This is a genomic window from Sorangiineae bacterium MSr11367, from assembly GCA_037157805.1.
GTDB lineage: Bacteria > Myxococcota_A > Polyangia > Polyangiales > Polyangiaceae > Pendulispora > Pendulispora rubella.
In genome coordinates this window covers 3,205,273-3,227,804 of record CP089983.1, presented here as the reverse complement: position 1 = coordinate 3,227,804, position 22,532 = coordinate 3,205,273, and the positions used below count along the sequence as shown (strand labels likewise).

The 22,532-nt window shown below is 66.7% G+C and carries 19 protein-coding genes; 9 read left to right on the top strand and 10 right to left on the bottom strand.

What is annotated here, in order from left to right:
* Positions 1-8 precede the first annotated feature (8 nt).
* Together LVJ94_13015 and LVJ94_13010 are read left to right on the top strand one after the other, a co-directional pair.
* Complete coding sequence (locus tag LVJ94_13015; GenBank protein ID WXB08150.1) at positions 9-2,117, top strand: pseudouridine synthase; 2,109 nt, start codon at positions 9-11, stop codon at positions 2,115-2,117.
* A gap of 6 nt (positions 2,118-2,123) precedes the next feature.
* Positions 2,124-2,852 carry a class I SAM-dependent methyltransferase gene (locus tag LVJ94_13010; GenBank protein ID WXB08149.1) on the top strand — a complete coding sequence of 243 codons (729 nt, stop codon included), beginning with the start codon at positions 2,124-2,126 and terminating at the stop codon, positions 2,850-2,852.
* Positions 2,853-3,044: 192 nt separating this feature from the next.
* Here LVJ94_13010 and LVJ94_13005 read toward each other — a convergent pair whose 3' ends face one another.
* The 4 genes from LVJ94_13005 to LVJ94_12990 all read right to left on the bottom strand — a co-directional run bounded on the left by LVJ94_13005 (position 3,045) and on the right by LVJ94_12990 (position 7,906).
* On the bottom strand, positions 3,045-4,595 hold the full coding sequence (locus LVJ94_13005) for an aldehyde dehydrogenase family protein (GenBank protein ID WXB08148.1): 1,551 nt from the start codon (positions 4,593-4,595) through the stop codon (positions 3,045-3,047).
* A gap of 138 nt (positions 4,596-4,733) precedes the next feature.
* The gene (locus tag LVJ94_13000) at positions 4,734-4,964 is read right to left on the bottom strand and encodes a DUF4911 domain-containing protein (GenBank protein ID WXB08147.1); all 231 of its coding nucleotides are present in this window, start codon (positions 4,962-4,964) and stop codon (positions 4,734-4,736) included.
* Complete coding sequence (locus tag LVJ94_12995) at positions 4,961-6,082, bottom strand: SDR family oxidoreductase (GenBank protein WXB08146.1); 1,122 nt, start codon at positions 6,080-6,082, stop codon at positions 4,961-4,963. Before LVJ94_12995 ends, LVJ94_13000 begins: the two co-directional genes overlap by 4 nt.
* Before the next feature lie 63 nt (positions 6,083-6,145).
* Entirely contained in the window at positions 6,146-7,906 is a 1,761-nt protein-coding gene (locus LVJ94_12990; GenBank protein WXB08145.1) for a hypothetical protein, read from the bottom strand.
* 138 nt (positions 7,907-8,044) lie between these two features.
* On the opposite strand from LVJ94_12990, the gene frr reads away from it, so the two are divergent.
* The 4 genes from frr to LVJ94_12970 all read left to right on the top strand — a co-directional run bounded on the left by frr (position 8,045) and on the right by LVJ94_12970 (position 11,437).
* On the top strand, positions 8,045-8,602 hold the full coding sequence (gene frr, locus LVJ94_12985) for a ribosome recycling factor (GenBank protein WXB08144.1): 558 nt from the start codon (positions 8,045-8,047) through the stop codon (positions 8,600-8,602).
* 120 nt (positions 8,603-8,722) lie between these two features.
* Entirely contained in the window at positions 8,723-9,700 is a 978-nt protein-coding gene (locus LVJ94_12980; GenBank protein ID WXB08143.1) for a Stp1/IreP family PP2C-type Ser/Thr phosphatase, read from the top strand.
* Between the two features lie 77 nt (positions 9,701-9,777).
* On the top strand, positions 9,778-10,488 hold the full coding sequence (locus tag LVJ94_12975) for a DedA family protein (GenBank protein ID WXB08142.1): 711 nt from the start codon (positions 9,778-9,780) through the stop codon (positions 10,486-10,488).
* Between the two features lie 49 nt (positions 10,489-10,537).
* Positions 10,538-11,437 (top strand): Uma2 family endonuclease, encoded by a 900-nt coding sequence (locus LVJ94_12970; protein ID WXB08141.1) that lies wholly within the window; start codon positions 10,538-10,540, stop codon positions 11,435-11,437.
* Here LVJ94_12970 and hemG read toward each other — a convergent pair.
* The 5 genes from hemG to LVJ94_12945 all read right to left on the bottom strand — a co-directional run bounded on the left by hemG (position 11,434) and on the right by LVJ94_12945 (position 18,115).
* Positions 11,434-12,861, bottom strand: a complete 1,428-nt coding sequence (hemG, locus tag LVJ94_12965; protein WXB08140.1) for a protoporphyrinogen oxidase — start codon at positions 12,859-12,861, stop codon at positions 11,434-11,436. The two genes, LVJ94_12970 and hemG, sit on opposite strands and share 4 nt — an antisense overlap.
* Positions 12,858-13,754 carry a ferrochelatase gene (gene hemH, locus LVJ94_12960; GenBank protein WXB08139.1) on the bottom strand — a complete coding sequence of 299 codons (897 nt, stop codon included), beginning with the start codon at positions 13,752-13,754 and terminating at the stop codon, positions 12,858-12,860. The genes hemG and hemH overlap by 4 nt, the downstream gene beginning before the upstream one ends.
* Positions 13,751-14,812, bottom strand: coding sequence for a uroporphyrinogen decarboxylase (hemE, locus tag LVJ94_12955; protein ID WXB08138.1), 1,062 nt, complete (start codon positions 14,810-14,812; stop codon positions 13,751-13,753). The genes hemH and hemE overlap by 4 nt, the downstream gene beginning before the upstream one ends.
* A 254-nt stretch (positions 14,813-15,066) precedes the next feature.
* The gene (locus tag LVJ94_12950) at positions 15,067-17,070 is read right to left on the bottom strand and encodes a 4Fe-4S binding protein (protein ID WXB08137.1); all 2,004 of its coding nucleotides are present in this window, start codon (positions 17,068-17,070) and stop codon (positions 15,067-15,069) included.
* A 4-nt stretch (positions 17,071-17,074) separates the two neighbouring features.
* Positions 17,075-18,115 (bottom strand): DUF362 domain-containing protein, encoded by a 1,041-nt coding sequence (locus LVJ94_12945; protein WXB08136.1) that lies wholly within the window; start codon positions 18,113-18,115, stop codon positions 17,075-17,077.
* A 124-nt stretch (positions 18,116-18,239) separates the two neighbouring features.
* Here LVJ94_12945 and LVJ94_12940 point away from each other — a divergent pair, with 124 nt between their 5' ends.
* The 3 genes from LVJ94_12940 to LVJ94_12930 all read left to right on the top strand — a co-directional run bounded on the left by LVJ94_12940 (position 18,240) and on the right by LVJ94_12930 (position 20,890).
* The gene (locus tag LVJ94_12940) at positions 18,240-19,679 is read left to right on the top strand and encodes an MATE family efflux transporter (GenBank protein WXB08135.1); all 1,440 of its coding nucleotides are present in this window, start codon (positions 18,240-18,242) and stop codon (positions 19,677-19,679) included.
* Between the two features lie 74 nt (positions 19,680-19,753).
* On the top strand, positions 19,754-20,497 hold the full coding sequence (locus LVJ94_12935) for an NAD-dependent deacylase (protein ID WXB08134.1): 744 nt from the start codon (positions 19,754-19,756) through the stop codon (positions 20,495-20,497).
* Positions 20,498-20,608: 111 nt separating this feature from the next.
* A complete protein-coding gene (locus tag LVJ94_12930) occupies positions 20,609-20,890 on the top strand; it encodes a hypothetical protein (protein ID WXB08133.1) in 282 nt (93 codons plus the stop codon).
* A 32-nt stretch (positions 20,891-20,922) separates the two neighbouring features.
* On the opposite strand, the gene LVJ94_12925 is transcribed toward LVJ94_12930, so the two are convergent.
* The gene (locus tag LVJ94_12925) at positions 20,923-22,344 is read right to left on the bottom strand and encodes a hypothetical protein (GenBank protein WXB08132.1); all 1,422 of its coding nucleotides are present in this window, start codon (positions 22,342-22,344) and stop codon (positions 20,923-20,925) included.
* Between the last annotated feature and the right edge of the window lie 188 nt (positions 22,345-22,532).

The window sequence follows — 22,532 nt, the reverse complement described above, 5'->3', positions numbered from 1 at the left end:
GATTCACCATGGCCTCCCCTCTGGACTCCGGCCCGTTCCCCGCGGCGAATTCTCACCACGCACGGCTACGCGTCTTATGTGAGCACGCCGAGCCTTGCGGAGGCTGTCCCATCATTGGGCTTTCCTATGGAGAGCAGCTCACGCTCAAGCGCGGGCGTGTGGTGCAGTCGGTCTCGCGGTACACCGCGCTCGAGCTGCTCTACACCGAGCCGGTGATCTTCGCGGACTCCGTGACGGAGTACCGCACGCGGGCCAAACTCATCGTGGCGCCGGGCGGCAAGATTGGACTCTACGCGAAGGGCGGCGGTCACCAGATCGTCGACATTCCGCGTTGCCAGGTGCTCTCGCCGTCGCTGGCCCGCGTCACATCGCTGCTGCGGCGCATCGTCTCCCGGGACGAGGAGCGCGCGGGGCCGCTGGCGCCGTTCGACATTCTCGGCTCGGGCGCCCTGCGCGCGGTCGACCTGCGCGAAGTGCGCGATCGTCCCGATGGCCCGGCGCGCGTGCTCCTCACCCTCGTCCTGCAGCGTTCGCGCACGGCCGACTTGACGCAACTGCGCGTCGCCGCCGCGGAGCTCATGGCGGAAGAAACGCTGCTCATCGGCGTCGCCGCCAACTTCCACGAGGGCGAGGCCCCGCAGATCCTCGGCAACGAGACCGTGGTGCTCCGCGGCGCCACCTCCGCGCCCGATCGCGTGGGCGACTCCACACATCTGGCGACGTTCGGTTCCTTCGTGCAGGCACACCGCGATCAGGCGGCGCGCGTGCACCGCATGCTCATTACGGCGCTCATGGGCGGCAAGAATGGGGGAACGCGTCCGCGCATTCTCGACCTGTACGGTGGCAGCGGTGCCATTGCGCTGAGCCTCGCCACCGCCGGGGCCGAGGTAAAGCTGGTCGAGTCCTTCGCCCCCGCCGTGGCGCAGGCGAAGGCCGCTGCGGACATGCAGCACCTGCAGCTCGAGGCCGAATGCGGGGACGTGGCAGGGACGCTGCGCACCCTTTCGCAGCGCGGCGCGCGGTTCACGGCGGCGGTGGTCAACCCGCCCCGGCGCGGCATGAGCCCGGTCGCGCGCGAGCTCTTGTCGCGGCTGGAGATCGACACCATCGCGTACGTCTCGTGCGATCCGGACACGCTGGCGCGCGATCTGGACCACTTCGCGCGACTCGGCTTCACCACGACGCATCTGCGCCCGCTGGACATGATCCCGCTCACCGACGAGGTGGAGACGGTGGCCATCCTGCGGCGCTCGCAAGTACCCCGCGCGCGCGTCGTGTACGAGGACGACGACGTCCTGGTCGTCGACAAAGGCCCCTACGAGCCGACCACGCCGCAGGGCGAGTACAAGAGCTCTTTGGTCGTGCGCGTGCGCAAGATCCAAGGCGCCGAAGAGGCGGTGCCGGTGCACCGGCTCGACGTGGGCACCAGCGGCCTCGTTCTGTTCGCGCGCAAGCCGGACATGGTCGCGCGCTGGTCGGCCGCCTTCTCCGCGGCCACGGCGCGCAAGATCTACGTCGTCGGTGTGCGCGGCATCACCCCGTCGAAGGGCGCCATCACCCGCGATCTGCGGGAGGACGGCGTCGCGCACCCGGCGCGCACGCGGTATCGCCGCCTCGCCGTGGCCAGCGGCCATAGCGTGCTGCGGGTCATCCCCGAGCAGGGGCGCACACACCAGATCCGCCGGCACCTCGCAGCCATCGGCCACGCGGTGTTGGGCGACGATCGTTACGGCCACGCGCCGACGAACCGCTTTTTCGAGGAGCGCAACGGCCTCGATCGCACCTTCATGCATTGCGTGCGGCTCGAGTGCGACCACCCGATCACCGGGGCGCGCATCATCATCGAGGCACCCCTCCCGGGGGATCTTCGCGCGGTTCTCGAGCGAGCGGGCGGTCCGGGTACCCTGCGGTTCCTCGATCACAAGAATGCGCTGGGCACGGCGTCGAGCCTTCCGCCGCCGCCGCCGGATTCGCACCACGATCACGGCGCGCCCATCGACATCCAGCACGCGAACGAGACGGGCGCGCTCCCGGCGGTCAATCTGGATCCGAACGACACGGGCACCTTGCCGGCGATCATCCTCCCCGACAACGATCGCTCCAGCCGCGGTTTCTGACGCTACATGGCGCATTCGACGTACGAAACGCCCGTCTACGCGGCGACGGCCGCCATGCCCGTGCGCTCCCACATCGAGATGCACACCCTCATGGGGCTGCTCGGCGACGTCACCGGCAAGTCGATCCTCGACGTGGCGTGCGGCTACGGCTACTACAGCCGCGCGCTCGCGCAGCGGCATGCCGCCCGCGTGCTGGGCATCGACCTGTCCGAGAGCCTCGTCGGCGTGGCGCGCGAGCTCGAAGAGCGCGAGCGGCTGGGCATCGAGTACCGCGTGCTCGACGTGTTCGATGCGCCGGTGCTCGGGGCGTTCGACGTCGTGCTCGCGGCGTGGCTCCTGCCCTACGCCACCACGGTCGCGGAGCTCGAAGCGATGGCGCAGCGACTTCGCGCGCAGCTCGCCCCGGGTGGCATGCTGGCCGGCATCGTCCCCAGCGACACGCCGGATTTACAGAGAAACTACACGCAATATGGGATGACCGTCACCGCGCCGGATCCGCCCGGCGACGCGGCGGAGTACGACATCACGTTCCACGTCGAGCCACCGTTCGCCATCCGCTCGCGCATCTGGACCTTGCCCACGCTCGAGCGCGCGCTCGTGGCGGGCGGTTTTCGCGACGTTCGCTGGGTGCCCGCGCAGTGCTCGCCCGAGGGGCTCGCCGAGTTCGGCCGGGAGTACTGGGAGCCCATGCTCACCCGGCCGAACCTGGTGTTCTTCACGGCTAGAACGAAGTAACGGAGCGATCTCGAAGGTAGCCACGGGAAACGCGGCCGCGAAGGATTGCCGAACCGCCAAGGCGCCAAGGACGCCAAGGGTAGGAGTTTTGAGGCAGCCCGTTTCTCGGTGCACCAGCAAATCCATCCATCTTGGCGTCTTGGCGGTTCGATTCGCTCCGGTTTCCTCCGGCTTGGAATCGCTATCTGCGATTCAAAGGCGGAAGCCCGAGTCGACGCTGACTTCCTCGATGTCCATCTGCGCCTTCTGCAGCTTGCCGGCGTAGTCCCAGTTCATCGACTGCCAGCGGGTGAATTGGTCGAGAACCCAGACGCCCGATTGGCGTGAGCCGTTGCCCGACTTGCCGTTGCCGCCGAAGGGCAGATGCGCCTCGGCGCCCGAGGTGGAGTTGTTGATGCTGACCATGCCCGCGGAAACGCGCTCGCGGAAACGGAACGCATGGACCGGGTTGTTCGTGTAAATCGCGGAGGAGAGGCCATAGCCGTGGCCGTTGGCCAGCTCGATGGCCTCGTCGAACGACGAGAAGCGCATCACCGATACGAGCGGCCCGAAGGTCTCGTTCCGGTAGAGCGCATCCTCGGCGCGCACGCCGGTGACCACCGTCGGGTGGACGAAGATGCCCTTGTCGGGATCGCCGACGAAGCCCGCGCGCGGGTTCTTCGCGGTGATGCGCCCGCGCCCCGTCGAGCCGTGCACCTCGTGGTGCGAGGCGATGTGCCCGAGCCAATGCTCGAACGACTCCAGAAAGCGCTGCGCGAGCAGTGGTCCGTACAGGACGCCGCGGTGCGTGGGATCGCCGATGACCGCGGTCTGGACGCGCTGAACGAAGCGCGCGACGAAGGCGTCGTACACGCTGTCGTGCACGATGGCCACGCCCAGGGAGGTGCAGCGCTGGCCGGCCGTTCCAAAGCCCGAAAAGAGCGCGCCCTCGGCCGCGAGGTCGAGATCCGCGTCGGGCATGACCACGAGCGGGTTCTTTCCTCCGAGCTCGAGACACGGTGTCTGCAGGTGGCGGCCCGCGAGCTCGCCGATGCGGCGACCGATTTCCGTCGAGCCGGTGAAGCCAATTTTGTTGAGCAGCCCCGCCTCGAGCGCGCGCTCGAGCCCGCGGTACGTGGTGGCGCCGTCAGCGTGCACCGTATTGAGGACACCGCGAGGAACACCGCCCGCGACGAAGAGGCGCGTGAGCGCGTCGCCCAATGCAGCCGCATACTCGGCGGGCTTCCACACGACCGCGTTGCCGCAGAGCAGCGCGGGAACGAGGTACCAAGCCGGCACCGCCACGGGGAAGTTGCCCGCCGTGATGATGCCCGCGACGCCCACCGGGACGCGGAACGTGAAAAGCTGCTTGTCGCGCATCTCCGACGGCACGGTGTGCCCGTAGAGGCGCCGCCCTTCGCCGAGGAAGAAGTCGCAGGTGTCGATGATCTCTTGCACCTCGCCCAACGACTCGGCGTACGGCTTGCCGACCTCGCGCGTGACCAGCGCGGCCAGGGCCTCCTTGTTCGCCTCGACCAGCTTGCCGACGGCAGCGATCACGCGTCCGCGTTGCGGTGCGGGGGTTTGCGCCCACCCGGCCTGCGCCTTCTTGGCCGCGGCGAAGGCGAGCGCGATTTGGTCCTCGCTGGCGAGGGACACCTCGGCGACCACGTCATCGAGACGCGCAGGATTGACCGAGGAAATGGTGGACGCGGCACCGCGCAGGGGCTGGCCGTCAACGTAGGAGCTGAGGATCGAAGGCATGGTTACCGAGGGAGGGTATAGGGTTTAGGGTTTAGGGTTTAGGGGCGAGAATTAGGTGTTGGCGTCCCCCTAAACCCTCTCTCAATCGAGAACTAGGTTCCGGCGTTCTCCCTACACCCTAAACCCTAACCCCTTCTCTCAATCGACCCGCATGGCGCCAAGTTCGCGGCAGAGGTCGTCGATGATGGCGTCGAGTTCGCGTTCGCGGCCCTCGGGCGCGGCCAAGGTCAAGTCGCCGCCGCGCTCGGCGAAGACTTGCGCCACGCCTTCGAGCGCCTCGACGATGCCCTTGAGAAAGACGACGTCACGCGCACGCACACGAACCTGCCGCGTGATCATCCCGGGGCCAATGGCGGGGGGTACACTCATCCGAGGGGATCCTCCAACTCGCGATCGGCGAGGCGCTTTTCGCGTTTTTCACGAAGACGCACCTGCACGAACTCGACGAGGCGCTCCACGTAGGTCTCGAACGGCGGGCACTGGATGCCGGTCCCCGCGAGAATTTCGTCCGTGTTCGCCGTGCCGTAGACGACCGGCGTGCCCAGGGCATCGAGGAAGGCGCGCGGGCTCTTGGCGAAGCGGTCGATGCCCGGCGTGCGCAAAAGTGCCTTCGTCAGGTTGGCCGGGATGAAGCCACGCGGCAGGCGGCGTCCTCCCGCGCGTGCCACCAGCTCGAAGATGCCACGCGCGGTGAGCGGCCGCGGATCGACCACGTGGAACGTGCGCCCCACGCTGCGCGGATCGAGCCCAATGGCTCGCGCCACCTTGGCCACGTAATCGATGGGCACCAGGTGCAGCGGGGAATCGCCGCGCCCCGGCAGCGGCATGGCAAAGTCCGGCGGCGACGTCACCATCAGCAAAATGAGCAGGTACGGACCATCGAAGCGATCGACCTCCCCGGTCTGCGAATCGCCCACCAAGATGGCCGGGCGCACCACGGCGATGGGAAGGTTGGCCATCGCCTGGCGCATCATCCGCTCGGACCGCGCCTTGGTCTCTTCGACGACGTTGCGAAAGCCTTGGCCCTTGTCCAAGTCTTCCTCGCGCACGAAGCCGGTGCGGTCGCCCGAGACGGCGGCGGTCGAATGAAAGACGAGGCACTTCAATTGCGAGCAAGCTTCGGCGACCTCGAGGATCTCGCGGGTGCCACCCACGTTGGTCTGCTCGGCGATCGCCCGGTCGACACCGATGTACGAGACCTCGGCGGCGTGGTGAATGCGGTCGACCTCCTGCGTGAGGGTCCGCAGCTCCTTGCCCGAAAGACCGAGGTCCATCGCGGCGGCGTCGCCCTCGAGCAGGTTCACCCTGCGGCGTTGTTCGAGCGGCAGAATATCGAGCGAAAGCATGGCCTCGGCCATCGATTGCGGCCGCACGACGGCGTGCACGAGCGTCTTGGGCGAGAGAAGGATCTCCTCGCAGATCTTGCGTGCGCCGAAGGAAGGAAACCCCGTCAGCAATACGACTTCATCGAACCCCGGGCGTGACATGGCGCAGCGAGCGTACTCGTTCGCCGGTATTCCGGCGAGCGGAGCCTGACGAGTTTTTGTGACTCAGAAGCCTCCCGATCGCCGAATGAGCTCCCGTGCGAAGGCGTGGCTCGCTTCGATGGTGAGACGCGCATCGTTTCCCGTGCGCCCCCACCCCACCACGAGCGCAAGTCCCCCGCCCGCTCGCGCTGGGTCGATCGCCCCGCGGCGCAGTACGAGTGCCAACGAGACATCGGAGCCGAGTCGCTTCACCGCGCCGGCGAAGTCGGCGTCTTCGCCGGCCTTGCCCGAGCTTTCCGCGATCTCGCGAAGGACGGCCGCGGGATCTTCCGCCGCGGCCACCTCGATCTGCGGCGCCCCGCTCGTCCCGCCATGGACGGTCCATGCGATCCCTGCCTTCTTCGGCAGCGCGGCGGTCTTCGCCTTGGGATCCTTCGGCTCGGCCCGCGTCAGCAGCGCCTGCTCCACCTTGCCCAGGCCCGGCACGTCCACCTGCGACGTCGTCACCTGCCTCACTTGAAGGAAGGTCTCGAGCGGGCCTTTGAACGCGGGCTTGTCCGCCAGGGCCACCAGACCGCGCACCGCACGCGAGGCGCTTTCGGCATCCGTGGCGGGCGCGCGCAGGAGCAGACCCGAGCCGACCCATGCAACGGAGAGGACATCCCCACGCCCTTTGGACCAATCGGCCAGTGCGCGCTCGAGCTTGTCGCGACCGTCGGCATCGATGCGATCGCCCAGCGCCTTCACCACGGCGCCGGTCGCGTCATGCGCGCCCTCTTGCCGCTCCTTGGCGTCGCTTCGCAGAAGAAGCGCCGTGGCCGACGCCTTCGGCACATCGAGAAGCGGCGTGGCATCGCCCGCGTGCATCGCGCGGACGGTTTGCGCCGCAGGTCCGTCGGGCGATGCCGGCGTGAAGGTGCCCGCGATGCGCAGCCCCTCCTCCGAGGGATCGACGACGAAGTGGGCGCGTTCCAGATCGCCCAAGATGCCGAGCTTGCCCTTCACGAAGGCGTCACTCATCTCCACGATGGCGCGCGGATCGCCGAAGTCCGGGGCCTTTCCGCCGTGCGCCTCGCGCATGCGCGCATCCTTTTGCTCCATGTCGGTGCGGAACTGCGACCACAAGGAGGTGAGGTACGGACCAAAGGGGCCCGTGAAGGCCGCGCGGGGCACGTCGATCGCGATCGAGCCGCTGGGCGGCGGCTTCGCGGGCAAGGTGCGCGTGACGTAAGGCCCGAGGCGCGTGAGATCGGCTTCGGTGCGGGCCACGACGAGGAAACCTCCGCGCGCGACGGCCACCGCGGCGGGCATGGCCGGCGTGGCGGCCGCTCCTGCCTTTGCGCCCAGCACGGTGAAGCCGGCGGCATCGTGCGGTGCATAGCGCGGGTTTTGCCCTTCGAAGAGCGTCCCGCGTGTGCGGCGCTCGTCGAGAAGACGCACCGCCATCGCGTACGACAGAGGGCCTTCGGGCCCCGACGGCCCGGCCGCAAGAACGCCGAACGCGGGCGCGGTGCCGTCGATTTCGGGCCCGAGCCCCGGATCGAGCGAGGCCAGCGAGGTCAGGAGACCGCCCAGGGTCATGGGCATCAGCGCGAGCGCGCCGCCCGTCCCGCGCTGCACCTTGCCCCACGAGGCATTCGGGTCGATGACCACCGCCTCGGCCAGCAGACCGTCCGGAGCGGGCACCGGCGGCTCGATCGACGCGGCCGCATCGGGCGCAGCATCGGATTTTCCGCAGGCTTGGCAGGCGGCGGTAAGCCCAGCGACCATGAGCAAAACCAGGAAGCCGAAGCCGACCAATCCCCAACGACGATGGCGTGACACGCGCATTGTCTTACCTCGTCCATGGCAAAGCCAACAATCCAGCTGGAACTCCCTGGCAAAATGACGCTAAGGTGCGAGTTCCTACCTGGTTTGGCCCGGCCATTGCGCTAGCCTCACCCGCCAGAAAAAGGACCTGCGATGTTGGAGGACATACATAAAGACCTGTTCGGTGCCATCGGCAAAGCCCACGACAATCTTCGGAGGGAGTTAGCCAAGCTCCGGGCCGGGCGCGCCAACCCGAACCTGCTCGACAACATCCGCATCGATTACTACGGCTCGCAGACGCCGCTGAATCAGATGGCGCACGTCAACGTGCCGGAGGCGCGACTCATCACGGTCAAGCCGTGGGACAAGTCGCAGATCAAGCTGGTGGAGAAGGCGTTGCGCGAGAGCGATCTGGGGCTGAACCCTCAGGTCGATGGCGACATCATCCGCATTCCCCTTCCGCCCCTAACGGAAGAGCGCCGGCGCGACTTCGTGAAAATCGCGAAGAAATACGGCGAAGAATGCAAGGTTACGATTCGTAAGGCGCGTCACGACGCACTCGACATGCTGAATGAGATCGAAAACGAGGGGGGCGCAAGCTCTGATGATGTCGACCGAGCAAAAAAGAAGGCCGAGGAGACCGTGCAGGACGGGGTCAAGCAGGTCGATGCCCTCGTCGCGACAAAAGAGAAAGATATTCTCGAAATCTGAGCGCCTTCGTGAGAAACCAGAATTAAATGGACTCTACGGAGGCCCAGTCGCTTGCCCACCTTGACACACTCCCGGGCGAATGAAACCCTTGGGCTCTACTCAAAAGGAGCGACTCGGTTGATGCGGGCCATCGCAGCCGGGCTGAGCGACGTAGGGCTTCAGCGCGAGCACAACGAAGACTCCTTCATTGTACTCAAGGAGTACGATCTGTTCGTCGTCGCCGACGGCATGGGAGGCCATCGCGCGGGCGATGTGGCTTCCCGGCTGGCCACCGAGACGATCAGTGAATTCTTCAAGTCGACCGCGAACGAGGACGTGACGTGGCCGTTCCACTTCGACACGAATCTGTCGGAAGAGGAAAATCGGCTTCTCACCGGCATCCGCGTGGCGAATCGGCAAATCTTCGAGCGAAGCACGCGCTCGCGCGAATACCACGGGATGGGTACCACCGTGGTAGGGGCGATGTTCAGCCCCAGCAAGCGGCGCATGTACATCGGCCACGTGGGCGACTCGCGGTGCTACCGCATTCGCGACGGGCAGATTCGTCTGCTCACGCGTGACCACTCGCTCATCAACGACTACCTGCTCGCGATGCCCGACCTCACCGAGGAGCAACGCAGCGAGCTGCCGAAGAACGTCATCACGCGCGCGCTCGGTATGCAGGACCAGGTGGTGGTCGATCTGCAACACGACGATCCGAAGGACGGGGACGTGTACGTTCTCTGTTCCGACGGCCTGTCGGGGATGATCGTCGACGAGGAGATCAAGCGCATCGTCTCGCATGCGGCGAACATCTCCGAGGCGTGCCGAAAGCTCATCGAGAAGGCGAACGAACACGGCGGCGAGGACAACATCACCGCGGTGCTCATCAAGATCGAGGAGCGCGGAGACGAAGACGCACCTGTCGACGAAGGCAAGGCGTTGGCGTCCGAGAGCGAAGTCGACGGGGAGGACGATACGCCGGCTTCATTTGCGGATGAGCCTACGCATCCCGGTCTCGCCGGGTCACCCACCGCAGAGCCCTCTCTCAAGGGAGAGGGCAAGGGTGACAGCAAGAGCGAGCCCGCGACGGCCAAGTCCAAAAAAGAATCGACGTAGCGGCTCAGCTTGCCCCCGCCCTGCTGGGCTTCCGCTTGACCCAGTAGACGAGCCACGTTAGACCGCCATGGCTATTCATGGTCAAAGCCATCTTCCTCGTTCTTGGCGGCTTCTGCGTCTACGTCATGGGGACGCTCAGCTACATCGGTATTGCGCTGTTGATGGGCATCGAGAGCGCGTGCATCCCGCTCCCCAGCGAGCTCATCATGCCCTACGCCGGCGCGATGACGGAGCCATCGGTCAACGCGGAATTGTCGCGCCAGTTCAACATCGCGCTCCCGCAGTTCAATCTGTTCTTTGCCGCCGTGGCTGGCGCGCTGGGGTGCAACCTCGGTAGCGAGCTCGCATACCGCATCGGCGCCACCGGCGGCCGTCGCGCGATCGAGAAGTTCGGCAAGTACGTCCTTCTGAGCAAACACGAGCTGGCCATTGCCGATCGCTGGTTCGACAAGCGCGGCGACATCATCGTGTTCGTCGCGCGTCTGCTCCCCGTGGTGCGCACCTTCATCGCGTTCCCTGCCGGCGTGGCGCGCATGAATTGGACGAAGTTCCACATCTACACCTTCGTGGGTTCGCTCCCCTGGTGCTACGCGCTCGGCTACGTCGGCCAGCGTCTCGGCTTGTCGCTTCTCGACGAGAGCTCGCCGCTGAAGCACTTCATGCACAAGTTCGACGCGGTCATCGCCGCGGTCATCGTCATCGGCGCCGTCTGGTTCGTTCGCTCGCGCCTCAAGGCCCTGCGCGGTTACCGCGAAGAAGCCGCGGCGTCGGCCGAAAAAGCTCCGTAAATTCCCGCCTCGGGCGGCCAACTGGCGGGGGTGCTATCTTCACTCCATCATGAGCCAGCGACGCCGCTACCAGGTCGACCCGGCCGATCCACGAGCTCCGTCCATGGAGATCTGGGAGCAGCTCACGCCGGCGGAACGGACGCGGATCGTGGCGGAGCTTCCCGCGGAGGTTCCCTGGGAGCTCATGCCGCCCGAAGGCGATGCCCATCGCAAAGCAAAAGAGCGATCCGTGGATGCGCTCGATGGCTTCTTTCGCAAGGTGGGCCGCCGCGTTTACGTTTCCGCGGAGCTCGCGGTCTTCTATCCCGACGAGCCTCGATTTTCTCCGGACCTGCTGGCCGTGTTGGATGTCGACCATCACGATCGGTCGAAGTGGGTCGTGGCGACGGAGGGCAAAGGGCTCGATCTCGTCATCGAAGTCGTTTGGCAAGGCAGCGAGAAGAAGGACTACGAGTTCAACGTGTCGCGGTATGCGCGGCTGGGGATCGTGGAGTACTTCATCTACGATCGGAGACGAGGCCGGCTCGTTGGGTATCGGCTTCCGTCGTCCGACGCGAAGACATATCAGCCCATCGTGCCGCAGGGCGGACGTTGGAGCTCCCAGGTGCTTGACTTGGAGCTCGCGCTCGAGGCGGAACGCATTCGATTCTATTACGGAACGGCACCGCTTCCCGAGTCGGCCGAGCTCGCGGCGCGCACGGAAGGTCTGCTCCACGAGGCCATTCTCAAGAAAGAAGAGTCCGACCGGCGCGCCGAAGAAGAGACGCGGCGCGCCGAAGAGGAGACACGGCGCGCCGAAGAAGAGGCACGGCGCGCCGAAGAGGAGACACGGCGCGCCGAAGAAGAGGCACGGCGCGCCGAAGAGGAGACACGGCGCGCGGATCGTGCGGAGCAGGAGCTTGCTGCGGTGCGGGCGGAGCTCGAAAGACTAAAACGAGAGCGGCTCTAACCGAGGATCTGCCGGGCCACCGTCTCGGCCTGGCGGATGCAGTCGGGGATGCCCACGCCATCGAGACCGCTGCCGGCGGTGTAGAGACCGGGGTGGCGGGAGAGCTTTTCCGTCAGGGCGCGGATGCGCGGGAGGTGGCCGAGGTAGGGCTGCGGGCTCGCGCGGTGGAAGCGGAAGACGCGGGCGAAGAGCGGGCGGCCGTCGATCGGGGTGAAGATGCGGAGCTCGCGCAAGGCGAGATCGGCGAGTTCGTCGTCGTCGCCGGCGAGGATCTCGTCGTGGCCGGCGCCGCCCAAGAAGGCGCGCATGAGCACGTGGCCGGCGGGCGCGCGGTGGTCCCATTTGCTGGAGACCCAGGTGGCGGCCAGGATTTTCCGGCCGAGCGAGCGCGGCACGATGAAGCCGGTGGCATCGAGATCGTGGGCGATTTGCGCGCGCTTGAAGGCGAAGAAGACCGTCGCCGTGGAGGCGTAGTCGAGCACCTGCTCGAAGGCGTCGGCCAACGATGCATCGAGGCCGCGCACGATGTCGGCGCTGGCGTGGGTGCGGCTCGCGAGAACGACGTCGTCGGCGTACTCGACGCCGCGGGACGTTTCCACGGCGTAGCGGCCGCGCGGATCGGCCTCCAGGGCGGAGATGCTGCGTACGGGGCAGCTCGTACGGAGGTCGACGTCGTGAAGCTCGCCCTCGAGGGCCTCGATCATCGAGCCGAGGCCACCGCGCAGCGAGAGGAAGCCGGGCTTCGGCTTCTCGGCCTCGCCGTTTTCCGAGCTTGCCATGCGCGCACGGCGCTGGGCGCGCATCGCCAAAATGAGCGAGCCGTGATCGCGCTCCGCGGCAACGAACTGCGGAAAGGCGGCGCGCACGGAAATGGCCTCCGCGTCGCCCGCGAAGATGCCGCCGAGGAGCGGCCCGGCAAGACGGTCGGCGAGATCGTCGCCGAGGCGGCGCGACATGAAGGACGCGACCGATTCGTCCTCGTCACCGTGATAGACGCGACGCGGGACGAGCGGCTCGAGGGCCATGCGCAGCTTGGCGTCCCAGTCGAAGAGGCCCGTGGTGACCATCGGCCCCACGGCCGTGGGAACGCCGAGCACGAGGCCCTCGGGGATGCGGTGCAGATCTTTGCCCCACGCGACGTAGGCACCGCGGTGCGTTTCCACCGTGGAGATGAGCTCGGAACCGAGCTTGAGGGCGCGCACGAGGCGCTCGGCGTCGGGCTTCGTGGAGAGCCACGAATCGGGGCCGCCGTCGAGGATGAAGCCACTGCGGTTCTCGGTGACGATGTTGCCGCCAACCTTGCTCGAGCCCTCGCAGATGGTCACGCGGATGCCGCCGCGCTCCTTGCCCAGCCCCGCGAGCGCACGTGCGCAGGCGAGCCCGGTGACACCGGCGCCCACGACGAGGACGTGCCGTGTCGTCATGGGAGAAGCTCCTTCGCGACCGAGACGACCGCATCGACGAACCGCGGGGCCACGTTCAACGAGGCCGCACGGCTCGTGCCGAGGCCGCGCGCACGCCCGAGGGCGGCGGCCTCGATGTCCAAGTCGTAGAGAACCTCGACGTGGTCGCTCAAAAAGCCGATGGCCGCGAAGAGCACGTGCTTTTGCCCTCGCGCCGAGAGCGCGTCCAACGTCGACGGCAGATCGGGGCCGAGCCACTCCCCTCCCCCCATGCCTTGGCTTTGAAAGGCGACCTCGTACGGGATGCGCAGCTGCGCCGCGATGGCTTCGGCGCTCTTGCGCACCTCGCGCTCGTAAGGATCGCCGGCCTGGATGACCGACATGGGAACGCTGTGCGCGGTCATCACCACCGTCGCCTTCGCGCGGACGTCTTCCGCGAGCGCGTTCCAGGCTTCGCCGATCGACTCGGCGAACGCCGCGGTGAGATCCGGGGACGCGCCCCAATTCGTCGCGCAGCGCACCTCGAGAGGCTTGGCCACTTTGGCCGCCGCACGGTCCATCGCCTCCGCGTAGGCTGGCGTCGAGTGCTGCGCCAGCGGCACCACGACGACGCGCTCGATGCCTTCGTCGGCGAGCTGCGCGAGCACCTCCTCCGGGTACGGATGCCACATGCGCATGGCCATGCGTGTGGGAAGCCCGAGCCGTGCTTCGACGAGCCGTGCGAGCTCGCGCGTGATGTCTCCGAGCGGCGAGCGCCCGCCGATGGCCTGGTAGCGGTGCCGCAACTCGTCCACCACCTCCGTGGGCGGTGGTCGCCCGCGGCGGATGTTCGTCACGAACCCCTGCAGATCGTCCAGCTTTTCCACGGTACCGTGGGAAAAGAGGATCACGGCGGTCTTCGCCGGAGCGCTCACGTCGCGGCCGTTTCCGTGGAGCCGGTACGGAACCGCGGACTCTGCTCGTGCACGAAGTCGATGACCGCCTGCACCGTTTCGACCGGCGTCTCCGGCATGATGCCGTGGCCCAAGTTGAAGATGTGCCCAGGCCGCCCCGCCGCCTCCGCGAGCACGCGCGCGGCGTGGGTCTCGGCGACCGCGCGCGGCGCGAAGAGCACCGTGGGATCGAGGTTGCCCTGCACGGCGCGGTCGTAGCCGACCTTGCGCCAACCTTCTGCGAGCGGGGTGCGCCAATCGAGACCGATGACATGGCCGCCCGCATCGCGCATCGACTCGAGCAACGTGTGCGTTCCCGTTCCGAAATGGATGACCGGCACGCCGAGGGTCATCGCGTCCTGGAGGATGTGGCGCACGTGCGGTTGCACGTACTCGCGGTAGTCGTCGGGCGAGAGCTGGCCCACCCACGAGTCGAAGAGCTGCACCGCATTGGCGCCCGCTTCGACCTGCGCCCGCAAGTAGCGGCGCACGACCTCGGCCAGCTTGTGCATCAGCAGGTTCCACGCGTCGGGGGCGCCGTACATCATCTTCTTCGTCTTGGCGTACGTCTTGGTGCCGCCGCCCTCGACGAGGTAGCTCGCCAACGTGAACGGCGCCCCGGCAAAGCCGATGAGGGGCACGCGCCCGGAGAGCTCACGCTGGATCGTGCGAATCGACTCGAGCACGTACCCGAGCCCCTCTTGCGGGTCGATGATGCGAAGCTTCTCGATCTGCTCGACGCTCGCGATGGGCTCGTGGATGACCGGGCCCTCGCCCTTGGCAAACTCGAACGCGGCGCCCATCGGTTCCAGCGGCAACAGGATGTCCGCGAAGAGGATCGCCGCGTCGACCCCCAGCCGCAGGGGCTGCAGGGTGACTTCGCAGGCGAGCTCCGCGTTCTTGCAGAGCTCCAAAAGGGTGTGCTTGGCCCGCAGGGCGCGGTACTCCGGCATGTAGCGGCCGGCTTGGCGCATGAACCAGACGGGGGTCACATCGGTAGGTTCGCCTCGGCACGCGCGCAGGAATCGGTCGTTTTTCACGGGTGGAACTCTAATTCAGGGTGCGCGAATGTGCACCTGTCATCCGCTTCATCCGCGCCAAGTCAGAGTTTCATCCCGTTCGCGCGAAAGCAGGCGTCGTTCGCCGTCGAGCTGCGGCAGCCAGGATCGCCAGACGGAATGGCGATGCTGGATTTCTGAACGAAACATGGCCCCGGTCCCGCCGGTCATTCTCGCTGCCGCGGTTCCAGCACCAGGTCATTCCGAGCCTGGCGCGTCCGATGGACCGCTCCCTCTCAACTTTTCTGATTGTAGTTGGTGTTCTCGAGGAGAATCACGTTGGTCTTGCTGCGCGATTCGCCGACACTGGTGATGTAGACCGCCGGTTGATCCTGGACGGGGCAGACCTTTTCGCAGGCGCCGCACCCGATGCAGAGTGCCGGGTCGACGTGCGGGCGCTGAAGCTTGACGGTCTTCATGGCCGGCTGCTCGCCATTGGGGCCCGGCTTGGAGTCGCGCACGGGGGCTTCCACCTCCTCGACCCAGATGGCCTTGGGCGAGGTGGGGCAGAACTCTTCGCACACGATGCACGGCGTCTGCATGCTCCAGGGCAGGCAGCGCCCGTGGTCGTAGAACGCCGTGCCGATCTTCACCGGCGCGACGTCGATGCCGAGCTTCTCTTTCTCGGTGATCTTCTGGATGGCGCCCGTGGGGCAGACTTGGCCGCAGAGCACGCACGAGTGCTCGCAGTAGCCGATGCGCGCGATGAGGATGGGCGTCCACACGCCTTCCAGGCCCGACTCGAGGAAGGCCGGGTGAAGGGCGTTGTTGGGGCACACCTTCATGCATTCGGCGCAGCGGATGCACCGCTCGAGAAAGCCACGCTCTTCGACGGCGCCCGGGGGGCGAATCACCTTGGAGTGGTAATTCACGTCGAGGGCGTCGGCGATGCGCGAGGCCGGCAAAAAGAGCGCACCGGCACCGGCGGCGGCGAGTGCGGTGCGGCGCTCGGTGTCGGGCTTGGTGACGGTGCCTTTGCGGTTCGGCAGGAAGCGGAACTTGATGACGTCTTCCGGGCACGCCGTTTCGCAATTGAGGCACATGTGGCACTCGTCCTGGCGCCACTTCACACCGCCCTGCGGGCTATCCGCTCCCTGGCAGTTCACCAGGCAGAGGTTGCAATCGGTGCACTTTGCATGGTCTTTCTCCATGCCGAAAAGCGCGAACCGGGCGAAGACGCCGAGGAACGCGCCGAGCGGGCAGAGGACGCGGCACCAGAATCGCGGGATGAAGCGATTGGCGAAGAGCACTGCGATGAGGAGGAAGACGATGAGCCACGTCTGGTGGAAGTAAAACTGGTGCGACTGCCAGACGGAGCTGGCGAGGAAGTCCTGCGTGTGGTCGGCGACACCCTGCACCCCGCGCGAGGGCACCATGGAGGCCCCGCCGAGTGCGCGGCCGCCGATGTATTGCGCGGCGGGGATGACGCCGAGGCCGATCGAGCGCACGGCGATGCAGATGGGATCGAACAAGCCGCCGATGGCGCTGCCGAAGACGCCCGCAACGAGGAAGGCGTAGAGCAGGTAGTACTTGGCGCGCTGGTAGGTGTGCGTCTTGTTGGCTTCGACGCGCACGCCACCGCGCCCGCGGCGCGAGGGGAGCAGCCAGCCGAAGAAGTGATGGAGGGTGCCGAAGGGGCAGATCCACCCGCAGAAGACTCGGCCGAAGACGAGGGTGAGCGCGAGGAGGCCGATGCTCCAGAGCAAGCCGCGGTAGACGGTGTGCGTGGAGAGCACGGTCATCGCCGTCACGAAGGGGTCGGCGAGGAGGAAGGCTTCGACGGGGAGCGGGAGACGCACCGGCGTGTCCGCCTGGGCCGCGAAGGTGCCGCGGAACGCCGTCTGGAAGAGGAAGTACATGAACAGCGCGAAGAAGAAGACTTGCGACGCGCGGCGCACCCAGACGAGGGTGCGGATGCTCAGACGGGCTGGGATGCCGGAGCCGGGGAGCTTTTTCTTTTTGGGCTTTGGCTTTGCGGCGACGGGGATGGTGGGCGTGGCGACGGCGGTGGCCGTGACACTCCCCCTCCCCGGCGCTCCGGGGGAGGGAGCCGTAACGGCTTTTGCGCCTACGATCCAGGTGGTGTCGCGATCCAACGGGGCGACGGTGCCGGCGTGGCCGGTCTTCCAGGGGATGGGCTCCGGGAAGTCGTGCGTGTCGTGATGCACGTGGGCCAGCTTGGTCGCGGAGGCTGCCGCGACGTCGAGGGATACGCCGCCATGCTCGGAGGGGGCTACCATGACGTCACACCTCCTTTACGCGGAGGTTTTCCCAGTACATCGTGCCGATGCCGCGCTCGTGGCCCATCTTGAGGTACGGAAGGTTGTCGCGATGCTGCCCGATGAGGGTGCACGCGAAGGCGTCGGCCGCCACCTGATCGACGGAAGCCACGATGGTGTGCATCTCGCGCGTGTCGTCGATGTTGCCGCCCTGCGGGCCATTGCGCACGAGCACGCGGATCGCATCGACGACGGTGAGCGAAGGCCGCATGAACGTCGCCAAGTCGGCGATCGAGGTGTCGATGTTCTGGTGAAGCCGGTTGCGGCGGCCTCCGAGCACGCCGTACCAGTTCTTCATCGCGGCGGTGAACTTGGCCAGGTTGTGATGCTTCGCCACGGGCACGTTGATGACCTTGTCCGCGTCGACCAAGGTCGTGAAGATGGGCCACTCGTCGAGCACGTCGCCCTTGAGGCGCATCGTGCGGAAGCGGTGCTCGGCGGGAAGCACGACCTCTCCCCCCACCGCATACGCCTTGCGCCAGATGCCCGAGCGCTGAAAGCAGCGATTCGGATCGTTGCACGAGCCGTCGGCCACCACCACGCGCTTGGCGCCGGCCTCGTACGCGATTTGAACGACGGCGGCCACCACGTCGGGGTTCGTGTTGGCGGCGTGCACCGGCATCCGATCCCAACCGATGTTCGGTTTGACCACGACGATGTCGCCTCGACTCACGAAGCGCGCCATGCCACCCAGCGCCTCGAGCGCATTTCGCACGAGCTGCATCGGCGCGAGCGGCGGCTCGCCCGCCGTCTTCGCGAGCGGCGAACGCGCGATGGCCAGCTCCGCGAACTGCGTCTCCTTGCGCGCGGACGCCACGCGGAAGTCGCGCACCTGACGTGCACCCTCCGCCGAACCGACCCCGAAGCCCCCCTGGTCCCAGACCGCACGGCCGATGGCCGCCGACCCCGCGAGCACGCCGAGCGCAGCACCGCCGCGCACCAGCAATTCCCGTCGGGACGGCCGAACCAGCGTAGGCTCGGTCTTGACTTCCGGCTTCGACTTCACCCCTTTCTCTTAGCGCTTTTTTTGCCGGGCCGGCAACTTGTGGTGCAGCTTGTGGCCCAGCGCACGCCCCACTAGGCTCTACGGACGAGCGCCCCACGAGGCTCTCGCTCGCGCCCGCTTCCCTATGCTTGCCACCCGCCGAATTCTCGAGGGCCCCCTCGCGCGGGAGGTCGCACGCTTCGGCGTACCGCTTGCGGTGGGCATGGCGCTGCAGACCACTTTCAACCTGGTCGATGCCTACATGGTTGGCCAGCTCCCCCGGGAAGAGGTGGGCCCCGCCATCGGCGCCTTGGGCATCTGCGACCAGGTGGCAGCGCTGGGGACCATCTTCAGCTACGGCGTCTCCACCGCCTCGAGCGCCATCGTCTCGAACCGCGCGGGCGCGCAGGACAAAGAGGGCGTCGCCACCGCGGCGTGGCAATCGATCCTCATCGTCACCGCGCTCGGAGTGCTCTTCGGCATTCTCGGCATCGGCTTCGCGGGCACCATCGTCCGCGACATCATCGGCGTCAAAGGCAGCGTGGCCCTCTTCGCGACGCGTTACCTGCGCGTCGTCGTGGGCGGGAGCATCACCATCTTCCTCTTGTTGCAGCTGGCCAGCATCCAGCGTGCGCTCGGCTCGGCGAAGACGCCCGTGTCGCTCCTGCTCGCGGGCAACGTGCTCAACGTGGTTCTCGCCATCGTGCTCATGTTCGGCCCCGGGCCGGCGCCGGCGGCGTTCGCGTGGGCGGGCCCCATCGCCTCCTTCTTCCACATCCCGCGCATGGGCATGCTCGGTGCGGCGTGGGCCACGATCATCGCGCGCGGCGCCGTGCTCGTGCCCAACATGATCATCCTGGGGCGTCGCTTCCAAATCGTCATCCCGCCGCGGGGTGAGCGCGGGCCGCGCTGGGACGAGATCTCGCGCATCGTGGGCGTCGCGTGGCCGTCCAGTGCGCAGATGGTCATTCGCATCACCGCGATGCTGCTGGTCAATTCGCTGGTGGCGCGCTTCTTCACCAGCGAGACGGACCAAGTCGCTACCACGGGCCTCGGTCTGGTCTTTCGGGTCGACACGATGGCGCTCTTCGTCGCCATGGGCTGGGGTAGCGCGGCACAGACCTTCGTCGGCCAAAATATGGGCGCGGGGCAAGATGCCCGCGCCAGCTTGAGCGGCTGGACCACCGCGGTCTACGATGGCCTCACGAACATCGGCCTGATGGCGCTGCTGCTCCTGCATGGCGAAGCCATCTTGCGCATCTTCGACGACGATGCCGGCCCCGTGGGCGTCGCCTTGCGCTATTTGGCCATCATCGCGCCGACGTACATCGGCCTAGGCGTGGGCATCGTCCTCGGCAACGCCATGGCCGGCGCCGGCGCGACACGCACGTCGATGTGGATCGATGTGGCCGTCATCCTCGGGCTGCAAGCCCCTCTTTGCATCGTCGCGGTGGCGGTGTTCGACGCCTCGCTCGACACATTGTTCCGCTGCGTCGGCGCCACCAACGTCGTCAGCGCCCTGGTGTATGCGGTCGTCTACGGCCGTGGGAAATGGCGCCATGCGGCGGCCGCGCGCATCACGTAGCCGTTCATCTCATTCTCTCATTCGATGGGCTGGCCCCTAGCCGCATCTAGCCACCACCGCTACTCTCAGGGACGATGGTCGTTGTTACGTACGACAAGCTCCCGCCCCTCGCCATTGGACCGCACGAACGCGTCTTCGTGCTAACGGGCGCGGGCATCAGCGCCGAAAGCGGGATTCACACGTTCCGCGATCAGAATGGGCTGTGGCAACGCTACCGCATCGAGGACGTGGCCTCCCCCGCGGGCTGGCACAAGGATGCGAGCATGGTGTGGAGCTTCTACTCGCAACGCCGCGCGCAAGCCGAAGAAGTCTCGCCCAACCCCGCGCACCATGCGCTCGCCGAGCTCGAGGCCAAGCTGGAAAATCGCCTGTTCCTCTGCACGCAAAACGTCGACCCGCTGCACGAGCGCGCGGGCTCGCAGCGCGTTTGCCACATGCACGGGGAGCTTTTCAAGACGCGGTGCGAGAACGCGGAGTGCAGCACCCGTCCGCACGAAGACCACGGCGTTTACCTCACCAAGGAATCGATCCCGAACTGCGTGCTCTGCGGCCGTCGCTTGCGCCCGCACATTTGCTGGTTCGGCGAGATGCCCTTCGAGCTCGATCGCATCACGCGCGAGCTCGCGCGCTGCGACTGGTTCATCACCATTGGCAGCTCGGGGGCGGTTTACCCCGCGGCGGGCTTCGTGGAAGAGGTACGCTCCCACGGTCGCGCTCGGACCATCTATGTGGGTCCCGAACGACCCGACAATGCCGGGCATTTCGACGAATGCCGCCTGGGCAAGGCCGGGGAGGTCGTTCCGGTTCTGTTTGCGTAGGATTCCATTCTTTTCACGACCTGGCCGCTTTTTAGGATGACGGCTCTGGAAAAAGCGCCGCGGCACTTGAAAATTGCCCGTGCCTGAGCCATTGGACAGGGTCCCATGTCCATGAAGCGATCCAAGCCGCGTTCCAGCGGCAAAGGCCAAGATGCAGAGGGCGACAAAGATTTCTTCGCGAAGCCGAAAGAGGCCGAGAAGAATTGGGAAGCCGAAGTCGCCAGCAAACCCGATGAGGCGTTCAGCCCGTACGCCCTCACGACCCGATTCGACAAGGGCCAGCTCGTGACGCACCCCAAGTTCGGCAAAGGCCTGGTGACCTTCGTCGAAGGGACGCGCATCGAGATCCTCTTCCAAGAGGGAACGAAGAAGCTCGGTCACGCCGCGACCTGACGCGCTTCATCCCCTCGAACGCGATGTCTTCGTTACCGGCCGTGGCCCGGACCGAGGATGTCTTCCATCTTTCGCGCAGCGTCGAACTCGTGGACGTGCGGCGGATGATGGCATGCGAGGCAGCTTTCCGCGCTGGGCCTCTCGATCGGCATTTTGACCTTCGCAGGCGATGCCACGTGTTTCGAGCCCGCGCCGTGGCACACCTCGCATTGCACGTCTTTCAAGTCTTTGACGTGCGTCACCGTGCTTCCGCCGGGTAGATCGTAGCCCGTCACGTGGCAGCTCACGCAGTCGAGGTTGTACTCCTTGAACTGGTTGGAGAGCGTCGCGTAGGCGTGGGCGTGGGCGGTCTTGTCCCAGACTTTGCGGGCGTCGTCGTGGCACGTGGTGCAGGTTTCGATGCCCACGTAGGAAGCTTCGCCCTTGGGCGCGGGGCGCGGAGCCTTGTTGGCGAAGTTCTTTTTGTTCTCCTCGTTCACCTGCTTGTAATATGCAAGCATCTTCTCGGTGACCGCGGCATCCTTCCCGAGCGAGTCGCGAACCTCTTGCACGCGGTAGCGGAAGAAGCTGCCCTTGGCGGGTGTGGGGGCCTTTTCCAGCTCGGCGCGCTCCTTCTCGAGCACGGCGAGATCGCCGCGGCGTGCTTCGATGTCGGCGCGCGCGACCTTCTTGTCGCCCTCCCACTGCGCGATCTTGCCGCGTAGCTCGTCGATGCGGCGCATGACGTCAGTGCGCTTGCGCGCGAGATCGAGACCGGTGCCGTCGGCGAAGGCGAAGGAGCCTTCGCGCACGTAGAGATCCAGCGCGGCGGCGGTGGTGAGGTGGTTGCCCGTTTCGGCGATGAGGACGTTGCCGATGCGCTCCGCCGGCGGTGTCTCCACATTGACATCGCCGGAGCCGCCCGGCGATCCCACGACGATGGCGGTGAGCTCGGGAACGGCGTCGGCAAGGCGCTTCGCTTCGCCGCGGCCCACGGCGGCGAGTGCGACGATCACCTGCGCCCCCTGCCCGCGGAGCGAGGCCACGTCGGCTTTGACGGTTTCGACGGGTGAGGCCACGGTGATGCCCGCCGGCGAGCCGCCCTCGGCGCGATCGGGCATGGAGACCCCCAGGAGCCCGAGCTTCACGCCGTTGATCTCGCGCACGACCGGCCCTCGCCATGCGGGCTTCACCCCCTCGCCTCCGACGTTGGCCATGAGGATGGCGCCCTTGGTCTCGTTGCGAAAGCGTTCGAGCTCGGACACGCCGGCGACGAAATCGTTCTTGCCGGGGGCGAATCCGGCGAGGCCCAGACCCGCCAGCGAAGATGCGATGGTGGAGGCTTTGGCCACATCTTGTGTGCGCTTGTCATCCTTTAGAACAGGGTCGAGGAAAAAGAGTGGGCCTGCGGAAACCAGCACACTGTTCGGAGCCTTGGTGCGCTCCGCCGCGATCCAGGCGGCGAAATGATCCATGCCTCCGAGCTGATCTTTCACGCAACCGCAAGGTTCGAGTGCGCCGGCGAGATCCGACACGATATAGATACGGAGTGTCGGCGACGCGGGCTCCGGTGCGACGGCGCTTCCGGTCGCCGAGGTCGTTCGGCAACCTTGACACGCAGCCACGCCACCGATGCAAATCGCCATCGCGGGCAGGAGCCCTC

What these genes read in the sequence shown, in the direction of transcription:
- LVJ94_13015 (WXB08150.1), top strand. Translation starts at nt 9, where the DNA reads ATGGCCTCCCCTCTGGACTCCGGCCCGTTCCCCGCGGCGAATTCTCAC.
- LVJ94_13010 (WXB08149.1), top strand. Translation starts at nt 2,124, where the DNA reads ATGGCGCATTCGACGTACGAAACGCCCGTCTACGCGGCGACGGCCGCC.
- LVJ94_13005 (WXB08148.1), bottom strand. Translation starts at nt 4,595, where the DNA reads ATGCCTTCGATCCTCAGCTCCTACGTTGACGGCCAGCCCCTGCGCGGT.
- LVJ94_13000 (WXB08147.1), bottom strand. Translation starts at nt 4,964, where the DNA reads ATGAGTGTACCCCCCGCCATTGGCCCCGGGATGATCACGCGGCAGGTT.
- LVJ94_12995 (WXB08146.1), bottom strand. Translation starts at nt 6,082, where the DNA reads ATGTCACGCCCGGGGTTCGATGAAGTCGTATTGCTGACGGGGTTTCCT.
- frr (WXB08144.1), top strand. Translation starts at nt 8,045, where the DNA reads ATGTTGGAGGACATACATAAAGACCTGTTCGGTGCCATCGGCAAAGCC.
- LVJ94_12980 (WXB08143.1), top strand. Translation starts at nt 8,723, where the DNA reads ATGCGGGCCATCGCAGCCGGGCTGAGCGACGTAGGGCTTCAGCGCGAG.
- LVJ94_12975 (WXB08142.1), top strand. Translation starts at nt 9,778, where the DNA reads ATGGTCAAAGCCATCTTCCTCGTTCTTGGCGGCTTCTGCGTCTACGTC.
- LVJ94_12970 (WXB08141.1), top strand. Translation starts at nt 10,538, where the DNA reads ATGAGCCAGCGACGCCGCTACCAGGTCGACCCGGCCGATCCACGAGCT.
- hemG (WXB08140.1), bottom strand. Translation starts at nt 12,861, where the DNA reads ATGACGACACGGCACGTCCTCGTCGTGGGCGCCGGTGTCACCGGGCTC.
- LVJ94_12950 (WXB08137.1), bottom strand. Translation starts at nt 17,070, where the DNA reads ATGGTAGCCCCCTCCGAGCATGGCGGCGTATCCCTCGACGTCGCGGCA.
- LVJ94_12940 (WXB08135.1), top strand. Translation starts at nt 18,240, where the DNA reads ATGCTTGCCACCCGCCGAATTCTCGAGGGCCCCCTCGCGCGGGAGGTC.
- LVJ94_12935 (WXB08134.1), top strand. Translation starts at nt 19,754, where the DNA reads ATGGTCGTTGTTACGTACGACAAGCTCCCGCCCCTCGCCATTGGACCG.
- LVJ94_12930 (WXB08133.1), top strand. Translation starts at nt 20,609, where the DNA reads ATGAAGCGATCCAAGCCGCGTTCCAGCGGCAAAGGCCAAGATGCAGAG.
- LVJ94_12925 (WXB08132.1), bottom strand. Translation starts at nt 22,344, where the DNA reads ATGGATCATTTCGCCGCCTGGATCGCGGCGGAGCGCACCAAGGCTCCG.